Source organism: Nocardioides sp. NPDC004968 (genome assembly GCF_040608935.1).
GTDB lineage: Bacteria > Actinomycetota > Actinomycetes > Propionibacteriales > Nocardioidaceae > Nocardioides.
In genome coordinates, this window is record NZ_JBEXJF010000001.1 from 236,151 (window position 1) to 255,458 (window position 19,308).

Here is a 19,308-nt window from a genome sequence, read left to right on the forward strand (position 1 = left end):
GTCAGCCGCGGGTGGCGCCGGGAGGGGTGAGGGCGGCCTGGAGGGTGCCGTCGATCAGGGCGGCGGCTTCGGCCGCCTTGATCTCGCCCCGGTAGACGGCGCCGGAGGCGGCGTGGAGGACGCTCTGGAGCAGGGTCAGCTGCCACTCGAGCGGCTGGTCGTCGCGGAAGCTGCCGTCGCCGCGACCGCGCTCCATGAGCGGCTTCCAGCGGTCGATCAGCCCGATGTGGACCGCCTGGAACTGCTCGTGGGGCATGCTCTGCTCGGCGGCGACGATCAGCGCGCCGTACTGCTGGGTGAGTCGCCACGACGCCTCGAGGAGTCGGCTGAGGGCGGCACGGGGGTCGCCGTCGAGGTCGACCGCGCCGAGGGCCTCGTCGGACTGCTGGATCGCGCGTTCGACGACCTTGGTGACCAGGGTCGCCCGGGACTCGAAGTGGCCGTAGAGCGTGACCCGCCCGACGCCCGCCGCCTTGGCGATGTCGGCGACGCTGACGTCGGGATCGCGGGCGAGGCAGGCGGTTGCCGCGTCCATGATCGACTCGATGTTCTTGCGTGCGTCGGCGCGCTTGAGGGTCGTCACGGCCGGAACCTCCCACGAGATGTTGACCATCAGGGTATCGGCTGCCGTGCGGCCGGCCACGCGCACATCACCTTGGCGCGGACGGTTGCGCCGAGGCGTCGATAGAACCGGATCGCGGCGTCGTTGTCGGGTTGTACGCCCCAGGTGATCGTGAGGCCGCCGGCACGCTTCGCAAGCGCGGCCATCAGCCGCCTGCCGACACCGGCGTCGCGATGGCCGGGGCGGACGTAGAGGTCGTCGAGGGCGATGATGTCGCCGCCCGACCACAGGTGCAGGCGGCGTACGGCCGAGACGTAGCCGACCGGCTCTCGGTCGATCTCGGCGAGCAGCACGATGATGTCCGGGCGCTCGAGGTAGCCGGCCCACTGAGCGGCGGTCACGGTGACGGAGCCGGACTGGGCCTGGTGGGCGGCGATCTCGCCGATGAGCGTGCGGACGGTCTCGGCGTCCTCGGGGGTGGCTCGGCGTACGACGACGTCCGGGTGGGTGTCGGCGGTCATGCTGGTTCCTGGTCGGTCGCGGCGGGGGAGTGCTGGGCGTGGTGGGCGTGGCTGCCGGAGTATTCGGCGGGGCGCGCGAGCATCGCGGCGAGCATGAAGAGCAGCATGAGTACGTGACCGAGCAGCATCAGGCCACCCGCGTCGATGACCCCGAGCCAGAGGAAGGGGAAGAGGACCACGAAGCCGGCGTACATCGCTGCCGACATCTCGACGATCGGCCTCGACCCGTGGCCGCGGAAGCGCATCCAGGCAGCCATCGGGATCACCATCGTGGTGGCCATGACCAGCGAGTCGACGTCGGCGCGATGCACCCACGCGCTCTCCGGCGCTCCGCCGACGGCGAGCTGCCAGAGCGGGTAGAGCACCATCATCCCGACGACCATCGCGATGACCATCTGGAGGTAGTGGAGCGCGAACGAGAGCGCGCGGGGTCTGGGGCGGTGGGTCTTCGTCATGACTCGGTCTCCTGATGGGGCTCTTGGTGGGTCTCCGTGGATGTGGGTCGACCGGGGATCAGTGCCCCGGCGAGGACGGCGGCGAGCGCAGCGATCACGGCCGCGACCAGGTAGGCCCTCTCGAAGCCGTCGGTGGTGCCGTCGACGAGGCTGGCCGCGGCGACGCCGGACATGACCGCGGCGCCGAGCGAGGCGCCGAGCTCGTGGAAGGTGCTCAGGATGCCGGAGGCGACGCCCGCGAGCTGCGGCTCGACCTGGCTCAGGGCGGACGCGGCCGCGACCACGAAGAGGACGCCGAGGCCGGCGGAGCCGACGCTGACCGCGATCACGGTGGACAGCGTGCTCATGCTGATCGCGGGTACGACGAGCCCGGCGGCGGCGACGAGCAGCCCGGCGATCCCGAGGGTGCGAGCGCCGAGACGGCCGATGAATCGGCCGGCCAGCTGCGCGCCGACCATGGTCGCGGCGGCGACGGGGAGGAACAGCAGCCCGGTCGTGAGTGGCCCGTGTCCGGCGGCACTCTGCAGGTAGAACGTCCCGAGGAAGAACACCGCCACCATCAGCCCGGTCGCGACGAACAGCACGAAGGTGCCGGACAGGACCGGCCGCCGGGTGACCAGTGCCGGGTCGATGAGGGGGTGGGGCGTGCGTCGCAACCAGCCGGCCAGGACGACATATCCGACGATTCCGCCCGCGAGGAGGACGAGGGTGCGGGTCGAGGCCCAGCCCTCGTCGCCGGCCTCGATGAAGCCGAGGATCAGCAGCCCCGTGGAGACGGTGACGATCAGCGCGCCGACGAGATCGAGACGTACGTCGCCTCCCCACGCCGGCAGCGCCGGGAGCTGCCTGGCCAGGATGATCGCCACGACGACTCCGACGGGCACGTTGATCAGGAACACCCACTCCCAACCCGGCCCGGCGGTCAGGGCACCGCCGAGGAGTACGCCGATCGCCGCTCCTCCGGCGCCCAGTGCCGACCAGATCCCGAGGGCGCGGTTGCGCTCGTCGCCGTCGAAGAGCCGGACCACGATCGAGAGGGCAGCGGGGGAGAGCATCGCCGCCCCGACCCCCTGCGCGACCCGTCCGCCGATCGCCAGCTCCGCGCTGGTGGCGAGACCGGTGGCCAGTGAGGCCACGGTGAAGGTCGCGAGCCCCGCGAGCACCACCGGCTTCGGGCCGAACAGGTCGGCGGCCCGCCCGCCGAGCAGCATCAGCCCGCCGAACGCGAGCGTGTACGCACTCACCACCCAGGTCAGCGCATCGCGCCCGAGGCCGAGGTCGGCGCCCATGTGCGGTAGCGCGATCGCCACCACGGTGACGTCGAGGATCAGCATGAACTGCGCCAACCCCAGCAACCCGAGCAGCCGCCATCGGCGCGGGTCGGCGGTCTGGGCGACGGCTTCGCCGGCGTTGCTGTCTGAAGTCATGGCGCATCTCCTGAGGGCGCAAGTCGAACATTGATGTACGAGATACTAACTCGAACATCGGTGTTCAACAACGGAGTTTCTCGGGACTTCACCCCTTGCACGGTCCCGACGTCGCGCCCAAGGTGGATACAGCGAGCATCGAGAGAAGGGGCAGGAGCATGTCTTCACACACCTACCGCGTCACCGAGATCGTCGGGACCTCCGACGAAGGACTCGAGCAGGCGATCCGCAACGGCGTCGGCCGAGCAAGCAAGACGCTGCGTCACCTGGACTGGTTCGAGGTCACGCAGATCCGCGGGCACGTCGACGACGACGACATCCAGCACTTCCAGGTCGGGCTGAAGGTCGGCTTCCGGATGGAGGACGAGTGACGGCGCCGCAGCGCTGAACAGGTTACGCGGGGTCGCGTGGCAGTACGCCCGGCCCCTCGCGCAGCTCGAACACGAGCTGCGTCTCGGTCTGCCGTACGACCCGGTGGACGGTCACGTGCTGCAGCACGAAGTCGCGCAGCGCCTCGGCGTCCTCGACGGCGACGTGGAGATGGAAGTCGTCCGCGCCGGCGACGTGGAAGGCCTGGATCACGCCGTGGGTCGTGGCCAGATCGTCGTAGAGCTTCTCGACGTGCTCCTTGCTGTGGCTGCCGAGCCGCACCTTGATCACGGCCTGCAGCGGGTAGCCGAGGGAGCGGACGTCGACGTCGAGGCGGCGGCCGGTGATGACGCCGTTGTCGCGCAGGGCCCGCAACCGGTAGGCGCAGGTCGACTCGGCGAGGCCGAGACGCGAGGCGAGGGCCTTGTTGGTGAGCTCGGGGTTGATGGCGAGCTCGCTCAGGATGCGGCGGTCGACGGAGTCGAGGGCGGCTACGGATGGTTGTACTTTCGCCAACGGGGCTCACCTGGATCACTGGTCGAGTTGCTCGAAGACGTCAGTATCAGGGATTCGATGGGATCTTCGGCAATCGATATGGCTTGATCTTGTGGTTCTCGCGAGCATCGGGTCATGCCGATTGCGAACCCTCACCTCGACTCGCTCGCCGTCCACGCCGGACGGGAGGACCTGGCGATGTTCGGTGTCCACGCCCTCCCGATCGACCTGTCCTCGACCAATCCGCTCCCCGACATCGAGCGCGGTGGCGCGTCGTACGAGGCCATGGCGACCGGCGGTCATCCGCTCCCGGACGGCGGGTCCGTCTACCAGCGGCTGTGGAACCCCACCGTCGCGCGGTTCGAGTCGGCGCTGGCACAGCTCGAGCAGGCCGAGACGTCGGTCGCGTACGCCTCGGGGATGGCGGCCATGACGGCAGCGATCATCGCGAGCACCTCCTTCAGCGGCAAGCGGCACGTCGTCGCGGTCCGGCCGCTCTATGGCGGCACCGACCACCTGCTCGCCTCCGGCCTGCTCGGCGTGGAGGCGACCTTCTGTGCGGAGCACGAGGTCGCCGCCTCCGTCCGGACGGACACGGCTCTGGTCGTCCTGGAGACCCCGGCCAACCCGACCCTCGACCTCGTCGACGTCGCGTCGGTCGTCGCAGCCGCCGGTGACGTACCGGTGCTCGTGGACAACACCTTCGCCACCCCGGTCCTGCAGAACCCGCTCACCCTGGGCGCGGCGATGTCGCTGCACAGCGCCACCAAGTACATCGGCGGCCACGGTGACGTCGTCGGTGGTGTGATCGCGTGCGACGAGGAGACCGCTGCCCGCCTGCGCCAGGTCCGCGCGGTAACCGGCGGCCTCCTGCACCCCCTGGGCGCCTACCTCCTGCACCGCGGCCTCGCCACCCTGCCCACCCGCGTACGGACCCAGCAGGCCGGCGCGGCCGAGATCGCGGCATGGCTGCAAGCGCATCCGGCAGTCGAGCGGGTCTACTTCCCCGGGGAGGACGACGATCGGGGCCTGGTCGGCAAGCAGATGCGCGGCCCCGGCGCCATGGTCACGATCGCCCTGCGCGGCGGGTACGAAGCAGCCGCCCGCCTGACCTCGTCCGTCCAGCTCTTCACCCACGCCGTCTCGCTCGGCGGCGTCGACTCGCTCATCCAGCACCCCGCCGGCCTCACCCACCGCCCGGTCGCCGCCCACGCCAAGCCCTCCGCGAACCTCGTACGCCTCTCCATCGGCCTCGAGAGCCCGGAGGATCTGATGACCGACCTCGACCGGGCCCTCTCGAGCACGCCCGAGTTCGCCTGAGCAACCTGGGAGGGCCGCGGTCTTCGTGTGCCGAATACTCGGTACCTCGCCCTGCGGCTTCACGCCACCGATTCGCGAGGGAGGAGCGTCGACGTCACTTCTTACAGCCCAGGGGAGACGCGATGACGCAGAACGCGAACGGGGATACAGAGGCTCCGACCGTGCTCCAAGAGCCAGCACCGGTGCAAGAGAGCCCCGACGTGCAGAACCCGGCGCCAGTCGGCAGGTGGCCGTGGCAGATCTCGGCGGCCATAGCGGCCGTTGCTCTGATCGCTTTGCTTGTGGTCCTGGCGTACGGCTGGGTCTACATCGTCCAGCACAACGAGGCGCAGGAGCGCGCAGACTGGGAGCAACTGCTCGGCATCATCGACCGGGTCCAGAACATCGCGCTGTTCGTGCTCGGCGCACTCCTCGGCGTGTCAGTCACGGGCGCCGCGGCGAAGGGCGCGGCTACCGTTGCCGACCAGAACAAGAAGGAAGCCGAGAAGCAGCACGACGCGGCCATGCAGAACATGCAGGCCGCGGCGAACAACATGAAGGTCGCCGAGGTGGCCGTACGTGACACTCGCGCCGCCGCGTCGGAGCTCGCCGCGCAGATCGCCCAGGTGAAGGCCACCACGGGCCAGGATCTCCTCGACAGGATCAGCGAGAGCATCCAGGTCCTCGACCTCTCCCAGACCGGTTCGGTCGACCCGCTGAGCGATCTCGATCTGAACGGTGCCGGTCGGTACGTCGTGCTTCCGCAGTCGACCCTCGACGCCGTGGGTGGCGCACCCGACACGCGCGACGCGGAGCGGCTGGTCGCTGAGCTCCAAGACCGGTGGGCGTGAGCGAGAGTCTCCTTGCAGGTCACTGACCCGCAACGGGTCATTAACTCTGGTCGTCCTGTAGGTCATTATCCGCGCGCAGCGTGCGGGCGCGTTCTGCGATCCGCTCGGAGAGCTTGCCAGTGGTCGATTTGGCACGGCTGAAGGTGTCGATGCTGAGACGCTTGGCGCCTTCGACCTTGTCTGCTCCGGTCTCGAGAGCTCTGTCTCGCGCCTCGGTGGCAGCCTCAGTCCACCGCCTTGCTTCCAGCGAATCGCGGTCGTGTGTGATCCCGAGGCGGCCGTGGAACTCGATGATTGCGCCCGAGACGTGGTTGCTCGACTGCACGACGCTAGGAGCTTTGGTCGGATTCAGGAGCACCTTGGTGTTCGCTGTGTCAGCGGCGGCGTCCATGCGGGCCATCAGACGAGCGGTGCACTTCGAGATGAGATCCAGACGGTTCTTCCTGGCTGTCTGGAGGCCGAGGCGGTGGCCGTCGAGCTCGTCGGGTGACGCGTCCAGCACACGGTCGAGTTCGAGGACTGCGATCGCGTCCTGAAGGCCGAAGCAGCGGGCGAGAACGGCGAGCCATTCCTGCGCCTTGGTCTCAGCTTCCTTTGCGATCTCTGCGAGGTCGCCGACCTTGGATTTCTTCTCCATCTTCTCCGCGAGTGCGTCGAGCTGGCGCAATGCGTACGCCTGGGTCTCGGCGATAGTCGCTGGCATGGTCTGAACCTTGGACCAGGTGACTTCATCGACCCGGCCACGCTGATCTCTGATCGTCATGGCTTCCTCGATGACGAAGCCGGCTCCGATCATGCTCGCGAGCACATTGTCCTTCTGCGCGCGGAGCACATCGTCGACCTTCTCGTCGATCGCGGCGAGGTAGTCGGTGATCTCCTCCATGGTCTGCTGCATCGCAAGCTGCGCCATGATCCCGGCTGCGCCGGCGAGAAGCGCGGGGTTTGTCAGGATGGCCCCAGGCTTCGACGCGAACTCGACAAAGCCCTTGATCTGACCCTTGTTTCCCTTGAGCACACCGGTGCTGAGGCCGCTCTTCGAGCTTGTTCTCAGGCCGTACTTGTCGATAGCCCTCGCGGACTCCTTGGAGAGTTTCACCCATCGTCCTGAGTTGGAGGCGAGCTCCGATCCTGCCTGGGCGGTGGCTGCTCCTGCGCTCAGAACTGTCCCGAGTCGCTTCAGCCCAAGGTCCGTGGACGGCAGCCCTTCGGTGACCAGGAACCGTTCGACCGCGCTTGGGTCCCCGATGACCGCTAGACCGTTGCCGTCATTGATGAGTTGAATCTCGTTATCCATCGTTCGTTCCTGAGGTTTGGGCAGGGAAGTGGTCGTGGAGTTGTGCTGGCGGACGGATGGTCACATCGAGTTGGAATTCTTTGCCGCAGCCAGGCGGGCGGGAATCTGGTCGTACGTCAGGTAGCGCTCGGCGAAGTCCAGGCGCCAGGACTCGTTGCCGGCGACGGCGTCCACCACATCGTTGATCGACGAGAAGCGGAGAGTGGTCGGATCGTCGAGTTCGGCGCAGATCGACTCGACGACGCCGCGAGCGGACGCATCGTCGTGGCAGGCGACGACGACGCCGATCCCGCTGGTGAAGTCACCGGTGGACAAGACCCGCTGGGTGAGGAGCTGGTTGTACCAGAACTGGCGAAGCCTGGGCCGGTCCAGCCGCGTCTCTGCGCCCCGGCGCCATGGACCGTCTGCAGTCTCGACCTTGAACTTCTCATGCGCCGGCTTGGGTTGTGCCTTGGCGAGATTCTCTGCGTACTTGCACTCGATCCCGAGGAACCCCCTTGCACCGCCTCTCCGCGTGTAGCTGATGAAGGCGTCGAACGCGGAGCCGCCGGTGTTCCCGGTGAGCGGTGCCCATTCGAGCCGCACCTCGTCAACGGTCTCGACGTCGTCCTGGAACGAGTGAACCCACTCAAAGAGCACCGAAGGGTCGGCGGAGAGATGCCCGAAGAGGTTGAAGCACAGAGGCTGGGAGGAGAGGAGGTTTCGGTGAAGGCGGTCGAGCTGGATGATGCCCGGTCTCCGCTCGGCCACGAGGTCATCTCTCGCTCGCTTCGCCGCGTCGACTGCCGCCTGCGTCATCAGGTTGGGCACCCACTCGGTGCCGGTTGGAAGCATCGACGACACGAGCCTGGAGCCACCCGTCATGGGTCCAGCAGGCACTCCCTTTCGGGCCTGTCGCCACCACGACTGTTGCAGCCGAAGTGTCCGTTGCCATACGGAGTCGCCGCGCTCCCTCCACTCCGGGCTGGTCCAGGACAGGTTGGCGTCCGTAACGGTCACGGGCCCGTTCTATCCGGGGCCAGGCATGACGTACGTCGCCTAATCGATCGCACTCGCCCAAATCGGGTAGAAAAGGCCAGGCGAACTCTGAGTGGTCCGTCGCGGTATCGATCTGCGGAAGGCGCACGATCAGCGGTCGAGTACGGCAGGTTCTGGTCCAGGAGCAATCTCACGCAAATTCTGCGGAGGAGATGGGTGCCGATCCGGTCGAAACCCGATTGTGTCGGCGGGTGAGAAGCGGTCAGGCTGGCACACATGACACGCCCAGCACCGCTCGATGCCGCCCGCAACCTGGTCGGTGAGCGGTTCCCGGCTGCGACCCAGGCGTGGCTCGGGGGCTCGGTCGTTCTCGGCGAGGCCACGGCGACCTCGGATCTCGACATCACGGTGCTCGATGAGAGCGCCGTGGTGCACCGTGAGTCGCTGCTCTTCGAGGGCTGGCCGGTCGAGCTGTTCGTCCATTCGGAGGCGAGCATCCGGCACTTCGTCGCCAAGGACCTCGCGCAGCGCAAGCCCACGATGGCCAGGCTGATCGCGAGAGGAGTCGAGCTCCTGCCGGGCGAGGCTGGTGCCGAGATCCGGAAGCAATGCGAGCAGACGCTCGAAACCGGACCCGGCCCTCTGTCGAATGATGCACTCGACAGCGCCCGCTATGCGCTGAGTGATCTCGTCGATGACCTTCGCGGCGCCGCCCCGGGTCCGATCGGCGCCGCGATCGCGGTCGAGGCATGGCGCCGTACCGCCGACCTCGTACTTGCTGTCAACGGTCACTGGGCCGGAGGTGGCAAGTGGCTGGCACGCGAGCTCCTCGCGCTCGATGAAGCGGCCGGAACCACCTGGACAACGACGCTTCACGAGTCGCTTCAGCTCGCCGTGGCAGGTGACACGACACCACTCGAGCGGGCCGCCGATGCGGCGCTGGCCGAGGCCGGCGGCAGGCTCTGGGACGGCCACCACCAGGTCGCCCCATTCCGCGGTGAGCGCGCGGTCCCGGTCATGGACGATTCGAATCGTTAGCGGTGCGCGCCCAACAGCCGCGCCGTATGCGAGCATCGGGCCATGACTCGGGGGCGCTGGTTCGTGGTGGTTGCTGTCGTCGTTCTGATTGCCGGTGCCCTCGGTGGCGCTCGGTGGTGGGGCTCGGACAAACAGGTCGAGCAGCGATTGATGGACGAGGTCGCGCAGACGTCTGGCGTACGTGAGCTCGACGCGACCAAGAAGCAGATCGTCCTGACCGACGGGATCACGGCCGGACGCGCGGAGAAGGTCTTCGAGCGCCTGGATGCCACGCCGATGCGTGGCCGGTGGGTGGCTCGCCTCGGCGCAGCCGAGATCGAGATCGCCGGCGACACCGACGACGCGGCGGCAGCGTTGGTGACCTTCGGCGCGGTGCGTGAGGCCAAGGTGGACCGCATCCATCTCGAGAATCGGCCCGTGCAGCCACAGGCGCGCGTGGAGGTGGAAGATCCCAGGGCACGGGTCGAGATCGCGCAGAAGGTGGTCGCGTCGGTCGCGGGCGAGGAGAACCAGGACGGGCAGCCGTGGGACGTCGTCGTACGTGGTGGCGGCGATTCCGCGGCGGACCGAGCGGCGGTGTGGATTCGAGGGTCGGCGCTCGAGGATCCTGACGCGACTGCGAGCAGGCTCGGCCGGCTCGCCAAGGTCCTCCGGATGCCCGTGACGATGGAGTTCAGGCAAGACGGGCAGGTTTCCGACCTTCGCGCGACTGTCAGCGACGAGCGTGAGGCGACCGCTGTCTGGCGCGCATTCGAGAGCGCCCTAGAGAAGGACGAAGTCGGTCGGATCGAGGTCGGTGAGCTCGCGGACAAGGTGACCTATACCGGCGCCAAGGGCCAGCGGATCGAGCCTGCCTTGGCCGCCACGCAGAGTCTCCTCGACGCCGGTGCGACCGCCGTCTCCGAGATTGACCTGGGCCTCACCAAGATCATCGCGAAGACCGCGAGCCTGAGCGAGGTCGGTGCTATCGGAACAGCCGCGAACGAAGTCAGACCCCAGCTCCAGCTCGCCGTGACCTGGCAGGAGCCGATCGAGTGGAACGGCGACGGCGCTGGCGCCGCGCAGATCGTGGACCGTCCATCCGAGGTCGCCCGAGTGGCACCGAAGCTGCAGCAGATCGCGAAGCTCGGATACGTGATTCTGTGGGGCCCTGAGCTGGCCGGCCTCGAGAACGGGGGACCGTACGTGCTCGCCTATCCGAAGCTGGAAGGCTCCTTCCGGCCTGACGAGCTCAAGAAAGTGATGACCTTGCTTCGCGGAGTCGGCTGGACGGGTACGCGGCTGGTCGGTGTCGTCTCCGCGCCGTACGACTGCGGCAACGAGAACGAGAAGGGCACGATCGTCGCGTGGATCCGGTCGACGGCGACGGGTCGGGGCAAGGTGGTGAACACCGACTTCTCGAGGGCGGGCACCGCCTGTGAGAACCAGATCGACGCGGCACGGCCGTCGGCGGCGAGCACTGCCACAGAAGCGTGGAACTCGACCGCCTAGAGACGAGGGGTCTACGAGACCGTTGAAGCGGGATTCGTGCTGAGCACTCGTTGTGCCACCGCGGTGGTCGCTTCGACACCGAGGAAGCCGACGACGCGGGAGACGCGATCCAGGTCGAGGGGGAGGAGGCCGGGGGTGCCGGGGACGTCCGGGGTGAGTCGGAGGTCGAGGTCGTCGCGGCAGGTCATCATCCGCAGGTTGAAGTCGTAGCGCGCACGGGCGTCGGGCGCGGAGAGCGAGCGGACGACGCGGGCGCCGATGCGACGTACGCCGGTGTCGGCGGCCCACGCGTCGAGGACCGCGGTGACCATCTGACCCGAGTTGTGGTCGATGTCGGCCCAGACGCCCTCCATCGGGCCGACCTGGTCGAGGAGGGCGGCGGCGGTCTTCTCGCCGATGCCGCTCACCCCGGGCAGGTTGTCGCTGGCGTCACCGCGCAGGGCTGCGTACTCCAGATAGCGAGAGGCTGGCACGCCGTACATCGCATACAACCGGGCGGGGTTGAGCAGGGGAGAGCCGTTGATCCCGCCGTTGATCAGCCGCAGGACCTGGGTGTGCTCGCTGATCAGCGCGAACGCGTCGCGGTCAGAGGTGATGACGACGCAGTTCCAGCCGTTGCGGCCCGCCCACGCCGCCCCGGAGGCGTTGACGTCGTCGGCCTCGAGGCCCGGGGGAGTGAGGGTCGCGAGCCCGAGGGCGTCGAGCATCGCGCCGGCCCTGCCGAGCTGCTCGACGAGCATCGGATCCTTCTCAGCGCGTCCGGCCTTGTAGTCGGGATAGGCATCCCTGCGTACGGACGAGGTGCGGTCGTCGAGTCCGAAGAGGACCGCGTCCGGAGCGAACGCGTCGATCGAGTCGAGGATCTGCCGCAGCATGCCGTGCAGCGCCCACGCGGGCCGGCCGGCACGGTCGATCATCCGGGTGTGCGCCCGGGCGTGATGGTTGCGATGCAGCAGCGACGGGGCGTCGACGACGAGCAGGAGGCGGCGGGGGCTCGGCGAGCTGTTCATCGACATCGCGCCCATCGTAGGCGCGGGACGTCCGATGGCTATCTCTGACGGCCTCGCGGCATGAATGTCGGCCAGGCGGCATGGTCGATGGCAAGCCAGGGCGCGGTGGCGACGCCGAGAGGCGTCGTATCCACGATCGAGCGCACTTCGCGATTGAGATGCGGCTGATCGGAGTAGCCCGCACGAGCTGCAGCCTCAGCGGGCGGAGTGCCATCGGCGAGGAGTCGGGCGGCGTGGTCGAAGCGTACGAGTCGGGCGGCCCGCTTGGGTGAGAGGCCGAGCTGGGTCCGGAAGCGGGACCAGAGGCGTTGGCGGGACCATCCTGTCTCCGCGGCCAGTGCGTGGATATCGGCCCGGCCCTGTCGAAGCGAGGTCTGCTGCCAGGCGTACGCGACCTCGCGGTCGACCCTCCGCCGGCCGTCGAGACGATCGCCGAGGAAGTCGTACGTCAAGGCGAACCGTTCGTCCCACGAGGTGGTGCTTCGAAGGTCGGAGCTGAGTTTTCTCGCCTTCGGTCCGAGGACGTCATCGAGTTCGGCGAAGGTGCCGGTGAGGCCGGCGGTGTCGAGGATCTCGGCGGCGAGAACCGGCGAGAGGCGCACCTGAAGGCACGCACCGGCACCAGAGCCGGTGAGGCTCACGTTGCCGGGCAGAAGCCCGATCGCGACGCTGCCACGTGTGTGCGTGCCGGCATCGCCATGCGCGGTCCAGCCGTGGTCGCCGAGGTCGAAGAGCAGGGTGACCGCCGGGTGGGCAACCATCCTGATGTCGACGGGACCGGTGCCGGAGTAGTGAAAACCCGCCATGTGGACACCCGGGACCGGCGCGACGCCGAGCGACTCGCGGGGGATGGTGACGTCCACCTGCGACCAGTCCATGACGCAAGGCTAGGGCGGCAGGCAAGCGCGACATTCGTCCAAGACGAGATGCGGGTTTGCACGAGATCGTCATGAGCATGACTGCGTACGACACGCCCATTGCCCACGGTGTCCACCTGATTCAGGACGGGCCGGAGACGGCACCGCCCCTGCTGCTCATCCATGGATCCGGTGCGACCGGTTCGACGTGGGGGCCGATGGTCCCTGCGCTCGCCGAGCGGTTCCGGGTGCTGCGGATCGACCTGCCGGGCTGCGGCAGCTCGAGCACGGCGGCTACGTACGCCGTCCCGGACCAGGCCGACCGAGTCGCTGCTGTGCTTGACGACCTCGGGATCACCAGGGACGTGGCAGTCGCGGGCCACTCCAGCGGCGGGTACGTCGCCACCGCCTTGGCCGAGCGACGCCCCGAGCTGGTCGGGCCAATGGCGTTGATCAGCACCGGGCCGAGCATGGAGGCACTACTTCCAGAGCCCGCGCTGGTCAAGCTGCTCACCGGGGCTGCGCTCGGTGCGCTGGTGTGGCCGCTGCGTACCGACGCACTGCTCCGGAAGGGGATCGCCGCCACTGCCGCGCGGCCGGTGACGATCGGCGACGCGGTCATCGACGACCTGAGGCGGACGTCGTTCAAGACGTTCAGGGCGATCATGCAGGCGAACCGCGACTACCTCGTCGAGCAGAGCATCCCGCAGCGGCTCCTCCGGCTGGGGCGCCGGCCGCTCGTGGTCTTCGGAGACGCTGACCCGCGGTGGAACCCTGAGTCGGCCCATGAGTACGACGTCTTGCCGGGTGGGCGCGTGGAGTACCTCGCCGGGGTCGGTCACATCGCAATGCTGGAAGCGCCGGACGAGACGGCTCGGTTGCTGCTCGACTTCCTCGGCTGAACCTCGGTGCCGTACGCAGCCTAGGTCGACTGCTTCGTCTGCTTCCGGCCCAGCCGCCAGCCGCCGACCGGCAGTTCGAGCGCCGACTCTGGGCCCCAGGATCCCTGCGGGTAGCTCTCCACGTCGGGCCGATGCTCGAGGACCGGCTGGCAGATCTCCCACAGCCGCTCCACCTCCCGCGCACTGGTGAACAGCGTCCGGTCGCCGTTCATGACGTCGAGGAGCAGCCGCTCGTACGCCTCCAGCGGCCCGGCGTCCGGGGTGTCCTCGGCGAGGTCGAGGCGGAAGACCCCCTCGACCAGCGCCATGCCGGGGCCGGGGCGCTTGGCCCGGACGTCGATCTCGATCCGGGCCTCGTCGCTGAGCTCGATCACCAGCTCGTTGGGCTCGGCGCGCCCAGGGTCCGCCGGCTGCAGCCACTGATGTCGCGGGTCGATGAACCGGATCGTGATCGTCCGCCGCCCGGCCGCGAGCGCCTTGCCGGTGCGAAGGTAGAACGGCACCCCGCGCCACCGGTCGTTGTCGATCCACGCCTCGATGGCGACGTACGTCTCCACGTCGGAGTCTTCGGCGACGTCCGGCTCCTCGCGGTAGCCGTCGTACTGCCCGAAGACCACGCGCTCCGGATCCAGCGGCCGCACGGCCGCGAAAGCGGCGGCCTTCGCCGCGCGGATCGCGCCCTCGCGGAAGGCGTGCGGATCCTCCATCGCCACGAACCCGAGCAGCTGGCACAGATGGGTGGTGACCATGTCGCGCAGGCAGCCGGTGCCCTCGTAGAAGCTGCCGCGCCCGGTGACGGTGAGCTTCTCCGGTACGTCGATCTGCACGGACTCGATGCTGTGCCGGTTCCAGGCGGGCTCGAAGAGGCCGTTGGCGAAGCGCAGCGCCAGCAGGTTCTGCACGGCCTCCTTCCCGATGAAGTGGTCGATCCGGAAGACCTGCACCTCCTCGAACGCCTCGCTGAGCACCGCGTCGAGCTCGCGTGCCGAGACGAGGTCGGTGCCGAACGGCTTCTCCGCGACCAGCCGGCTGCGGACGTTCAGTTTCTCCCGGGCGAACATCCCGACCATCCCCTCCACGGCCTGCGGCGGCACGGAAAGATAGAGAAGGCGTTGTACGTCGCCGACCGTCTGCCCGCTCTCCAGCGCAAGCCGATCCTCGGCCTCGTGCACCGCCTGGGCCAGCGCGGTCCCGTCCTCGGCGGAGGAGGGTACGAAGCGGATCCGCTCCAGCAGCGGCCCGGCGACGCTCTCGTCGATCTCGTGGACGAACTCCTTCAGCGACTGGCGAACCTGGTCACGAAACTCGTCGTCGGTGCCGGGCGAGCGCCGCCCGCTGCCGATGATCGCGAGCTGCTCGGGAAGCCGCTTCGCAAGGGCGAGCCGATACAGCCCGGGGAACAGCTTGCGCGCGGCCAGGTCACCGGTCGCGCCGAAGAGGACGAGTACGTGCGGGGCTGGTTTGGAGGACACATGCCCAGTCTCCGCCACGCGCGGTAATCGGTGCCAGAGACTCGCGCTACCAGTCACGCGCGAAGCGATGTAGCCGACACCCACGCCCAGTAGCATCGAGGACAGCGAGAGGAGTTGGTCACGGTGGCCATGCAGACCTCGACGGTGAGACCGTACGCCGACTCAGACTTCGAGCAGCTCGTCGACTTGCTGAGGCGGAGGGAGCCGATTCCGGGGCAGCCCCGAGTGTCTCCCCAGATGGTCAAGGCCGCACTCGATGGCACCAGCCCCATCGACGGCGGTTGGTGGGCAGAGCTCACGAATCTTCGGCACTTGGTCATCCCTGTCGATGGGGTGTTGGCCGGCGCAGTTGCGGTCGGTACGTCGAAGGCGGATGGTGCCGGTTATCTCCTGTGGTTGGCGGCAGATGACCACCAGATCGTCGGGACGTTGGTCGATGCAGCGTTGAACGCGCTGAAGGGCACAAAAGTGCAGCGCGCCTTCTCTTTCGCAACCGCACTCGACGAGGGCATGGAGGGTTTGCCTATCCATCTGCGTCCCGACGTTCACCAGGCACTTCTTTCGCGTGGTTTCGCCGACGAGGACATGTGGGTCTACATGCGGCAGGAGCTCACCCCGACAGATTCGTTAGTCGCCGACGATGATCCTTTCGCCCCGTTTACTGTCACCGAAGGGGAGGATCCTCAATCGTGGAGGATCACCGCGGATGCCGGGCCGGACGAAGGAGTCGTCGAGGTCGGACTGCTGCCGTCAGGCACCGGCATCGTTGGATGGCTCCACGTCGATGATGCCCATCGCGGCCGCGGACTAGGCAGATCTGTTCTCCGCGTCGGGCTGCGCCGCCTTGTCTCGCTGGGTACCAGGGAGGTGATCCTCTACGTCGACCACGATGCCCCGGGCACCGAGCGGGATCGCACCGCCGCCTTGGCGCTGTACGAGGCGGTGGGATTCGAGGCCGTGGACCACCTGCACAGCTACGAGCGCACCGGCTCATAGGCAACGACGGCGGACCGGTATCGACTGCGCGCTCGGCTGGCCGAACGCATGCGATGAGCCGTCAGTTCTTGTTGTATCCGTGGAGGCGAGTCAGAAGCGCTTCCTTGTAATGCGATTCGGCTGCATCGACCTCTGCCGTCGGCGTGGTCGGATCGAAGACCCTCAGGATCGAGAAGACGAAGTCCTGGGAGTGGTTGGCATCGGTAGTGGCCAGTTCCTTGAGCAAGACGTTGCCGCCGTGTCCGTCGCGCGTATAGGACGCCCAGCGGCCGAGGAACCTCTCGCTGCCATCGGCCTTCCCGACGTACAGCTTGCCGGTCTTCTTGTCCGCGATCAGATAAATGCCTTGCACGGCGGCCAGCGCCGTGCGCCAACTGGCGTAGCGGGAGTCGTCAACGGCGGCCTGGAGCGTCGGGTAGTCGACGACGAACCGGTCGTATCCAGGGAAGGGGACCGCCTCAGGATCGGCGATCTCCACGACCCGCATCGCCTCGGCGCTCCTCCCAGACTTCGCCCAGTTGATCGTGTCTGACGTCCATTCGATCACGAGCCGGTCTCGTAGGCTTGTCAGCAGCTCGGACTGTCGAAGGTCGAACCAGCGGTGTGCTTGGGCCCGCTTCCACGGGATGTGATCGGGGGCGTCGACCACGCCAAAGTTCTCGTACGCGGTGACGAATCGTGACCTGCGGCCACCATCGGCGATAAATGTCAGCCAGAGTGACGGCGGGTTCGCGGGGACCTTGCCCTTGCGACGCTGTTCGCGCGTGTAGGCCAGTACCTTGTTGAGCGTCATGTCGGCCGGACCACGAAGACCATCTGGCTTGTACGTGTGACGCACCAACAGCACCGCCGCGTTGTCTTCGATGCCAGCCGCGGTCAGAAGATGGTCCAGCGTCAGGTCGAAGTGCTTGGGCTGCGCTGGGTTCGTCACGAAGGCAATCTAGCTACACGCCGACCATCTCGACGACATTCGGCGCCCCCATGGCGCGGTTACATAACGTTCGCATCGCTGGTGGCGCCAAACGCGCCGTCTTCGGGGTGACTAACCATCTCGACAGGCGCCAGATGTGCACCGGCTCACCAGGCCGCCGTGAGATGACGCACGACGCCGTCCTCGACGTTCGAGCCGATCACCTCGGTGGCGGCGGCGAGGACCTCCGGGGCTGCGTTGGCCACGGCGTACGCCTCATCGGCTGTTCCAAACATGGGCAGGTCGTTGAGGTTGTCGCCGTAGGCGATGACCCGGTCGACGTTCAGGTAGTCGCGAAGCCAGGCGACGGCGTGGGCCTTGGTCGCCCGCGCGGCGCTGAGCTCGAGGTAGGTGTCCTCCGGGTGGTGCGTGTCGATCTGCGCGATCAGTGAGAGTCTGCCGTCGGTCGCTGTCGCGATGTTGATGGCCAGGGCTGCGATCACTGACGCCTCGCCGATGATCGTGGCGTAGAAGACGCCGTCGCGGGGGAGCCGGGCCCAGCTCGTGGCTGTTCGAAAGCGCTGGTCGCCAACCCTGTCCGCGAGGAAGCGGCGCATGCCCTCGGACTCCTCACCCTCCACCCGCATCGCCTGCTCGGCCGTCGGCGTGCCGTTGTAGACGATCGGCGGAACGTGGTGCTCGCGGCAGAGTCGGAGCACGGTGTCCAAGTCATCGGCCGCGATGCGTTCCTCGTTGAGGATCGCGCCGGTGTCCGCGTCGAGCTGGAACGCGCCGCCCGAGACGGTGACCGGGATCCGCAGGTCGAGGCCGTCGGTGACTCGGGCCGCGGAGACGTACGAGCGGGCGGTTGCGTAGGTGAACAGCAGGCCGCTGGCGACGAGGTCGTTGATGCCATCGCGGGTTGACGTCGAGAGCGCGGCGCCGGGGCCGAGGAGCGTGCCGTCGAGGTCGCTGAGGATCAAGGTGTTCAAAAGATCCGTCTCTCGTCGGTCATGGTATGTCAGGGTCGTTCAGGGTGTTGCGATCAGAACCGGCAGGCGATCATCAGAAGTCCCTGTCGCGTGTCCGATCCGATTCTCAGGCACGCCGCACACTCGCAGGCGCGCCGTGCGGGATTGCTTCCAGGGTGTCTGGCGGTCCGCGTCTTGATGGCAGTGATCCTGACTGAGCGCCTCAGTTGGAAGCTGTTCTTCAGCGCGTTGCGCGCATCGTGCGTATGTTCGATGGGAGAGTTCGGGCATGACAGAAAAGCGTATTCAGGAAACCTTCGTCGTAAAGACGGAGGACCGCGGAGCCTTCTCCAAGGGGGCCAATGTTAAGACCGTGCCAGCGGGGCAGGGTCTGCGCCCCGCCCAATCAGCCCGCCCCGCTGCGGGGACAGGAGCCAGTTCGCCGAATCCGGGATCCTCGACGGGTAGTTCTGGATCGCAGGGGAAGTAGCAAGGTGCCCGGTTCGCTCGCGGCCCTCTTCATCGCGATCGCCCTGGTGCCTGGCTTCGTATTTCTCAAACTGACAGAACGTCACCGGCGCGCCGACCATCGACCGTCGCCTATCGACAACGCTCTGCTGCTCGTTGCTGCGGGGGTCGCCTGCACCGGATCGGTGGCACTCGTAGTGACGTGGCTCGCGGACGACACGGTCATAGAACTGCTCACAACTCCGGTTGATGAAATGAGCAAGTCTCTTCTTCGCCTGGTTGTCTTATTGGTCGCGTCGACCTTCGTCGGTGCGATGGTGTTGGCCATGGTGTCGTCGTTCGCTGTGCGGCTCACACGCTCGGTCCAAGCTGGCGAGTCAGGCTGGCACGAGGCGTTCAGAGTTGCGGAGTCTGTCCAGGTCGATGTGACGCTGAAGGACGGTCGAATCGTGCAGGGCTTTCTCCAGTCCTACGACGGAGTCAGCCACGGCGTTGGACGGGACCTTGTGATCGCTCCGTCGGATGACGGAGATCAGATCCAAGTGGTCCAGCTCGATGGGCAAATCGCGGCGCTCGATTGCGACAGATGGGTGATCTCCGAGACCCAGATCGACGCAGTTGCCGTGCACGCGCTTGAACGCTCCAAGCCCTCACCGTCCACTCGGTCGCGGAAGGGCTTGGCTACGCCGGATAGCTCAGTCAGCAGTGTCCCCGACAAGGTTGCTCGTCAAAGCCATGGGGATCGTCTCCATCATTGACCTGATGAGGATCTCGACGTGGTTGTGCGACGCTCCGCAGCCGCGACCAGAGCGGGGCTGCATCGCGTCGCGGGAGGCATCTGCACACGGCGGTGTGCTTGGCGAGCCTGCGTATTGCGACTTGGTCGAGTCGAAGGTATCCGCCGCGAAGCTGCGGCCCACGGCATCGCCACGCCGGACGATA

20 protein-coding genes are annotated in these 19,308 nt (G+C 67.5%); 8 read left to right on the top strand and 12 right to left on the bottom strand.

Annotation, left to right across the window (positions count from 1 at the left end):
• Position 1: 1 nt before the first annotated feature.
• From ABZU72_RS01110 to ABZU72_RS01125, 4 genes are read right to left on the bottom strand one after another with little or no spacing between them, the layout of a single operon-like run.
• Positions 2-583 (bottom strand): TetR/AcrR family transcriptional regulator, encoded by a 582-nt coding sequence (locus ABZU72_RS01110; RefSeq protein WP_355017067.1) that lies wholly within the window; start codon positions 581-583, stop codon positions 2-4.
• 29 nt (positions 584-612) lie between these two features.
• Positions 613-1,083 carry a GNAT family N-acetyltransferase gene (locus ABZU72_RS01115; RefSeq protein ID WP_355017068.1) on the bottom strand — a complete coding sequence of 157 codons (471 nt, stop codon included), beginning with the start codon at positions 1,081-1,083 and terminating at the stop codon, positions 613-615.
• Positions 1,080-1,538, bottom strand: coding sequence for a hypothetical protein (locus ABZU72_RS01120; protein ID WP_355017069.1), 459 nt, complete (start codon positions 1,536-1,538; stop codon positions 1,080-1,082). Before ABZU72_RS01120 ends, ABZU72_RS01115 begins: the two co-directional genes overlap by 4 nt.
• Positions 1,535-2,965, bottom strand: a complete 1,431-nt coding sequence (locus ABZU72_RS01125) for an MFS transporter (protein WP_355017070.1) — start codon at positions 2,963-2,965, stop codon at positions 1,535-1,537. The genes ABZU72_RS01120 and ABZU72_RS01125 overlap by 4 nt, the downstream gene beginning before the upstream one ends.
• A gap of 158 nt (positions 2,966-3,123) precedes the next feature.
• On the opposite strand from ABZU72_RS01125, the gene ABZU72_RS01130 reads away from it, so the two are divergent.
• Entirely contained in the window at positions 3,124-3,336 is a 213-nt protein-coding gene (locus ABZU72_RS01130) for a dodecin (protein WP_350657846.1), read from the top strand.
• A 22-nt stretch (positions 3,337-3,358) separates the two neighbouring features.
• Here the strand turns inward: ABZU72_RS01130 and ABZU72_RS01135 are convergent, their stop codons facing one another.
• On the bottom strand, positions 3,359-3,850 hold the full coding sequence (locus tag ABZU72_RS01135; RefSeq protein WP_355017071.1) for an Lrp/AsnC family transcriptional regulator: 492 nt from the start codon (positions 3,848-3,850) through the stop codon (positions 3,359-3,361).
• 114 nt (positions 3,851-3,964) lie between these two features.
• Here ABZU72_RS01135 and ABZU72_RS01140 point away from each other — a divergent pair, with 114 nt between their 5' ends.
• Both ABZU72_RS01140 and ABZU72_RS01145 read left to right on the top strand, forming a co-directional pair.
• Positions 3,965-5,149, top strand: coding sequence for a PLP-dependent transferase (locus ABZU72_RS01140; RefSeq protein WP_355017072.1), 1,185 nt, complete (start codon positions 3,965-3,967; stop codon positions 5,147-5,149).
• Positions 5,150-5,271: 122 nt separating this feature from the next.
• On the top strand, positions 5,272-5,979 hold the full coding sequence (locus tag ABZU72_RS01145) for a hypothetical protein (protein ID WP_355017073.1): 708 nt from the start codon (positions 5,272-5,274) through the stop codon (positions 5,977-5,979).
• 40 nt (positions 5,980-6,019) lie between these two features.
• Here ABZU72_RS01145 and ABZU72_RS01150 read toward each other — a convergent pair whose 3' ends face one another.
• Both ABZU72_RS01150 and ABZU72_RS01155 read right to left on the bottom strand, forming a co-directional pair.
• Complete coding sequence (locus ABZU72_RS01150; protein ID WP_355017074.1) at positions 6,020-7,273, bottom strand: hypothetical protein; 1,254 nt, start codon at positions 7,271-7,273, stop codon at positions 6,020-6,022.
• Positions 7,274-7,333: 60 nt separating this feature from the next.
• On the bottom strand, positions 7,334-8,272 hold the full coding sequence (locus ABZU72_RS01155) for a hypothetical protein (protein ID WP_355017075.1): 939 nt from the start codon (positions 8,270-8,272) through the stop codon (positions 7,334-7,336).
• Between the two features lie 255 nt (positions 8,273-8,527).
• Between ABZU72_RS01155 and ABZU72_RS01160 the strand changes: the two genes are divergently transcribed.
• Together ABZU72_RS01160 and ABZU72_RS01165 are read left to right on the top strand one after the other, a co-directional pair.
• Positions 8,528-9,289, top strand: a complete 762-nt coding sequence (locus ABZU72_RS01160) for a nucleotidyltransferase domain-containing protein (RefSeq protein ID WP_355017076.1) — start codon at positions 8,528-8,530, stop codon at positions 9,287-9,289.
• 42 nt (positions 9,290-9,331) lie between these two features.
• Positions 9,332-10,780, top strand: a complete 1,449-nt coding sequence (locus tag ABZU72_RS01165) for a hypothetical protein (protein ID WP_355017077.1) — start codon at positions 9,332-9,334, stop codon at positions 10,778-10,780.
• Between the two features lie 11 nt (positions 10,781-10,791).
• On the opposite strand, the gene ABZU72_RS01170 is transcribed toward ABZU72_RS01165, so the two are convergent.
• Positions 10,792-11,796 (bottom strand): 5'-3' exonuclease H3TH domain-containing protein, encoded by a 1,005-nt coding sequence (locus tag ABZU72_RS01170; protein WP_355017078.1) that lies wholly within the window; start codon positions 11,794-11,796, stop codon positions 10,792-10,794.
• Between the two features lie 32 nt (positions 11,797-11,828).
• Positions 11,829-12,668, bottom strand: coding sequence for a helix-turn-helix domain-containing protein (locus tag ABZU72_RS01175; RefSeq protein WP_355017079.1), 840 nt, complete (start codon positions 12,666-12,668; stop codon positions 11,829-11,831).
• A 71-nt stretch (positions 12,669-12,739) separates the two neighbouring features.
• On the opposite strand from ABZU72_RS01175, the gene ABZU72_RS01180 reads away from it, so the two are divergent.
• Positions 12,740-13,549, top strand: coding sequence for an alpha/beta fold hydrolase (locus ABZU72_RS01180; protein WP_355017080.1), 810 nt, complete (start codon positions 12,740-12,742; stop codon positions 13,547-13,549).
• A 20-nt stretch (positions 13,550-13,569) separates the two neighbouring features.
• Here ABZU72_RS01180 and zwf read toward each other — a convergent pair whose 3' ends face one another.
• Positions 13,570-15,021 carry a glucose-6-phosphate dehydrogenase gene (gene zwf, locus ABZU72_RS01185; RefSeq protein WP_355017081.1) on the bottom strand — a complete coding sequence of 484 codons (1,452 nt, stop codon included), beginning with the start codon at positions 15,019-15,021 and terminating at the stop codon, positions 13,570-13,572.
• Between the two features lie 129 nt (positions 15,022-15,150).
• On the opposite strand from zwf, the gene ABZU72_RS01190 reads away from it, so the two are divergent.
• Entirely contained in the window at positions 15,151-16,017 is an 867-nt protein-coding gene (locus ABZU72_RS01190; RefSeq protein ID WP_355017330.1) for a GNAT family N-acetyltransferase, read from the top strand.
• A 61-nt stretch (positions 16,018-16,078) separates the two neighbouring features.
• Here the strand turns inward: ABZU72_RS01190 and ABZU72_RS01195 are convergent, their stop codons facing one another.
• Together ABZU72_RS01195 and ABZU72_RS01200 are read right to left on the bottom strand one after the other, a co-directional pair.
• Positions 16,079-16,948, bottom strand: a complete 870-nt coding sequence (locus ABZU72_RS01195; RefSeq protein ID WP_355017082.1) for a GIY-YIG nuclease family protein — start codon at positions 16,946-16,948, stop codon at positions 16,079-16,081.
• 146 nt (positions 16,949-17,094) lie between these two features.
• Entirely contained in the window at positions 17,095-17,919 is an 825-nt protein-coding gene (locus tag ABZU72_RS01200) for an HAD-IIB family hydrolase (protein WP_355017083.1), read from the bottom strand.
• 473 nt (positions 17,920-18,392) lie between these two features.
• Here ABZU72_RS01200 and ABZU72_RS01205 point away from each other — a divergent pair, with 473 nt between their 5' ends.
• Positions 18,393-19,124, top strand: a complete 732-nt coding sequence (locus tag ABZU72_RS01205; RefSeq protein WP_355017084.1) for a DUF6338 family protein — start codon at positions 18,393-18,395, stop codon at positions 19,122-19,124.
• Positions 19,125-19,308: the final 184 nt, after the last annotated feature.

Coding starts and splice junctions, on each gene's coding strand:
- ABZU72_RS01120 (WP_355017069.1), bottom strand. CDS start 1,538: ATGACGAAGACCCACCGCCCCAGACCCCGCGCGCTCTCGTTCGCGCTC.
- ABZU72_RS01180 (WP_355017080.1), top strand. CDS start 12,740: ATGAGCATGACTGCGTACGACACGCCCATTGCCCACGGTGTCCACCTG.
- ABZU72_RS01170 (WP_355017078.1), bottom strand. CDS start 11,796: ATGTCGATGAACAGCTCGCCGAGCCCCCGCCGCCTCCTGCTCGTCGTC.
- ABZU72_RS01165 (WP_355017077.1), top strand. CDS start 9,332: ATGACTCGGGGGCGCTGGTTCGTGGTGGTTGCTGTCGTCGTTCTGATT.
- ABZU72_RS01150 (WP_355017074.1), bottom strand. CDS start 7,273: ATGGATAACGAGATTCAACTCATCAATGACGGCAACGGTCTAGCGGTC.
- ABZU72_RS01145 (WP_355017073.1), top strand. CDS start 5,272: ATGACGCAGAACGCGAACGGGGATACAGAGGCTCCGACCGTGCTCCAA.
- ABZU72_RS01160 (WP_355017076.1), top strand. CDS start 8,528: ATGACACGCCCAGCACCGCTCGATGCCGCCCGCAACCTGGTCGGTGAG.
- ABZU72_RS01175 (WP_355017079.1), bottom strand. CDS start 12,668: ATGGACTGGTCGCAGGTGGACGTCACCATCCCCCGCGAGTCGCTCGGC.
- ABZU72_RS01115 (WP_355017068.1), bottom strand. CDS start 1,083: ATGACCGCCGACACCCACCCGGACGTCGTCGTACGCCGAGCCACCCCC.
- ABZU72_RS01125 (WP_355017070.1), bottom strand. CDS start 2,965: ATGACTTCAGACAGCAACGCCGGCGAAGCCGTCGCCCAGACCGCCGAC.
- ABZU72_RS01140 (WP_355017072.1), top strand. CDS start 3,965: ATGCCGATTGCGAACCCTCACCTCGACTCGCTCGCCGTCCACGCCGGA.
- ABZU72_RS01190 (WP_355017330.1), top strand. CDS start 15,151: ATGCAGACCTCGACGGTGAGACCGTACGCCGACTCAGACTTCGAGCAG.
- ABZU72_RS01130 (WP_350657846.1), top strand. CDS start 3,124: ATGTCTTCACACACCTACCGCGTCACCGAGATCGTCGGGACCTCCGAC.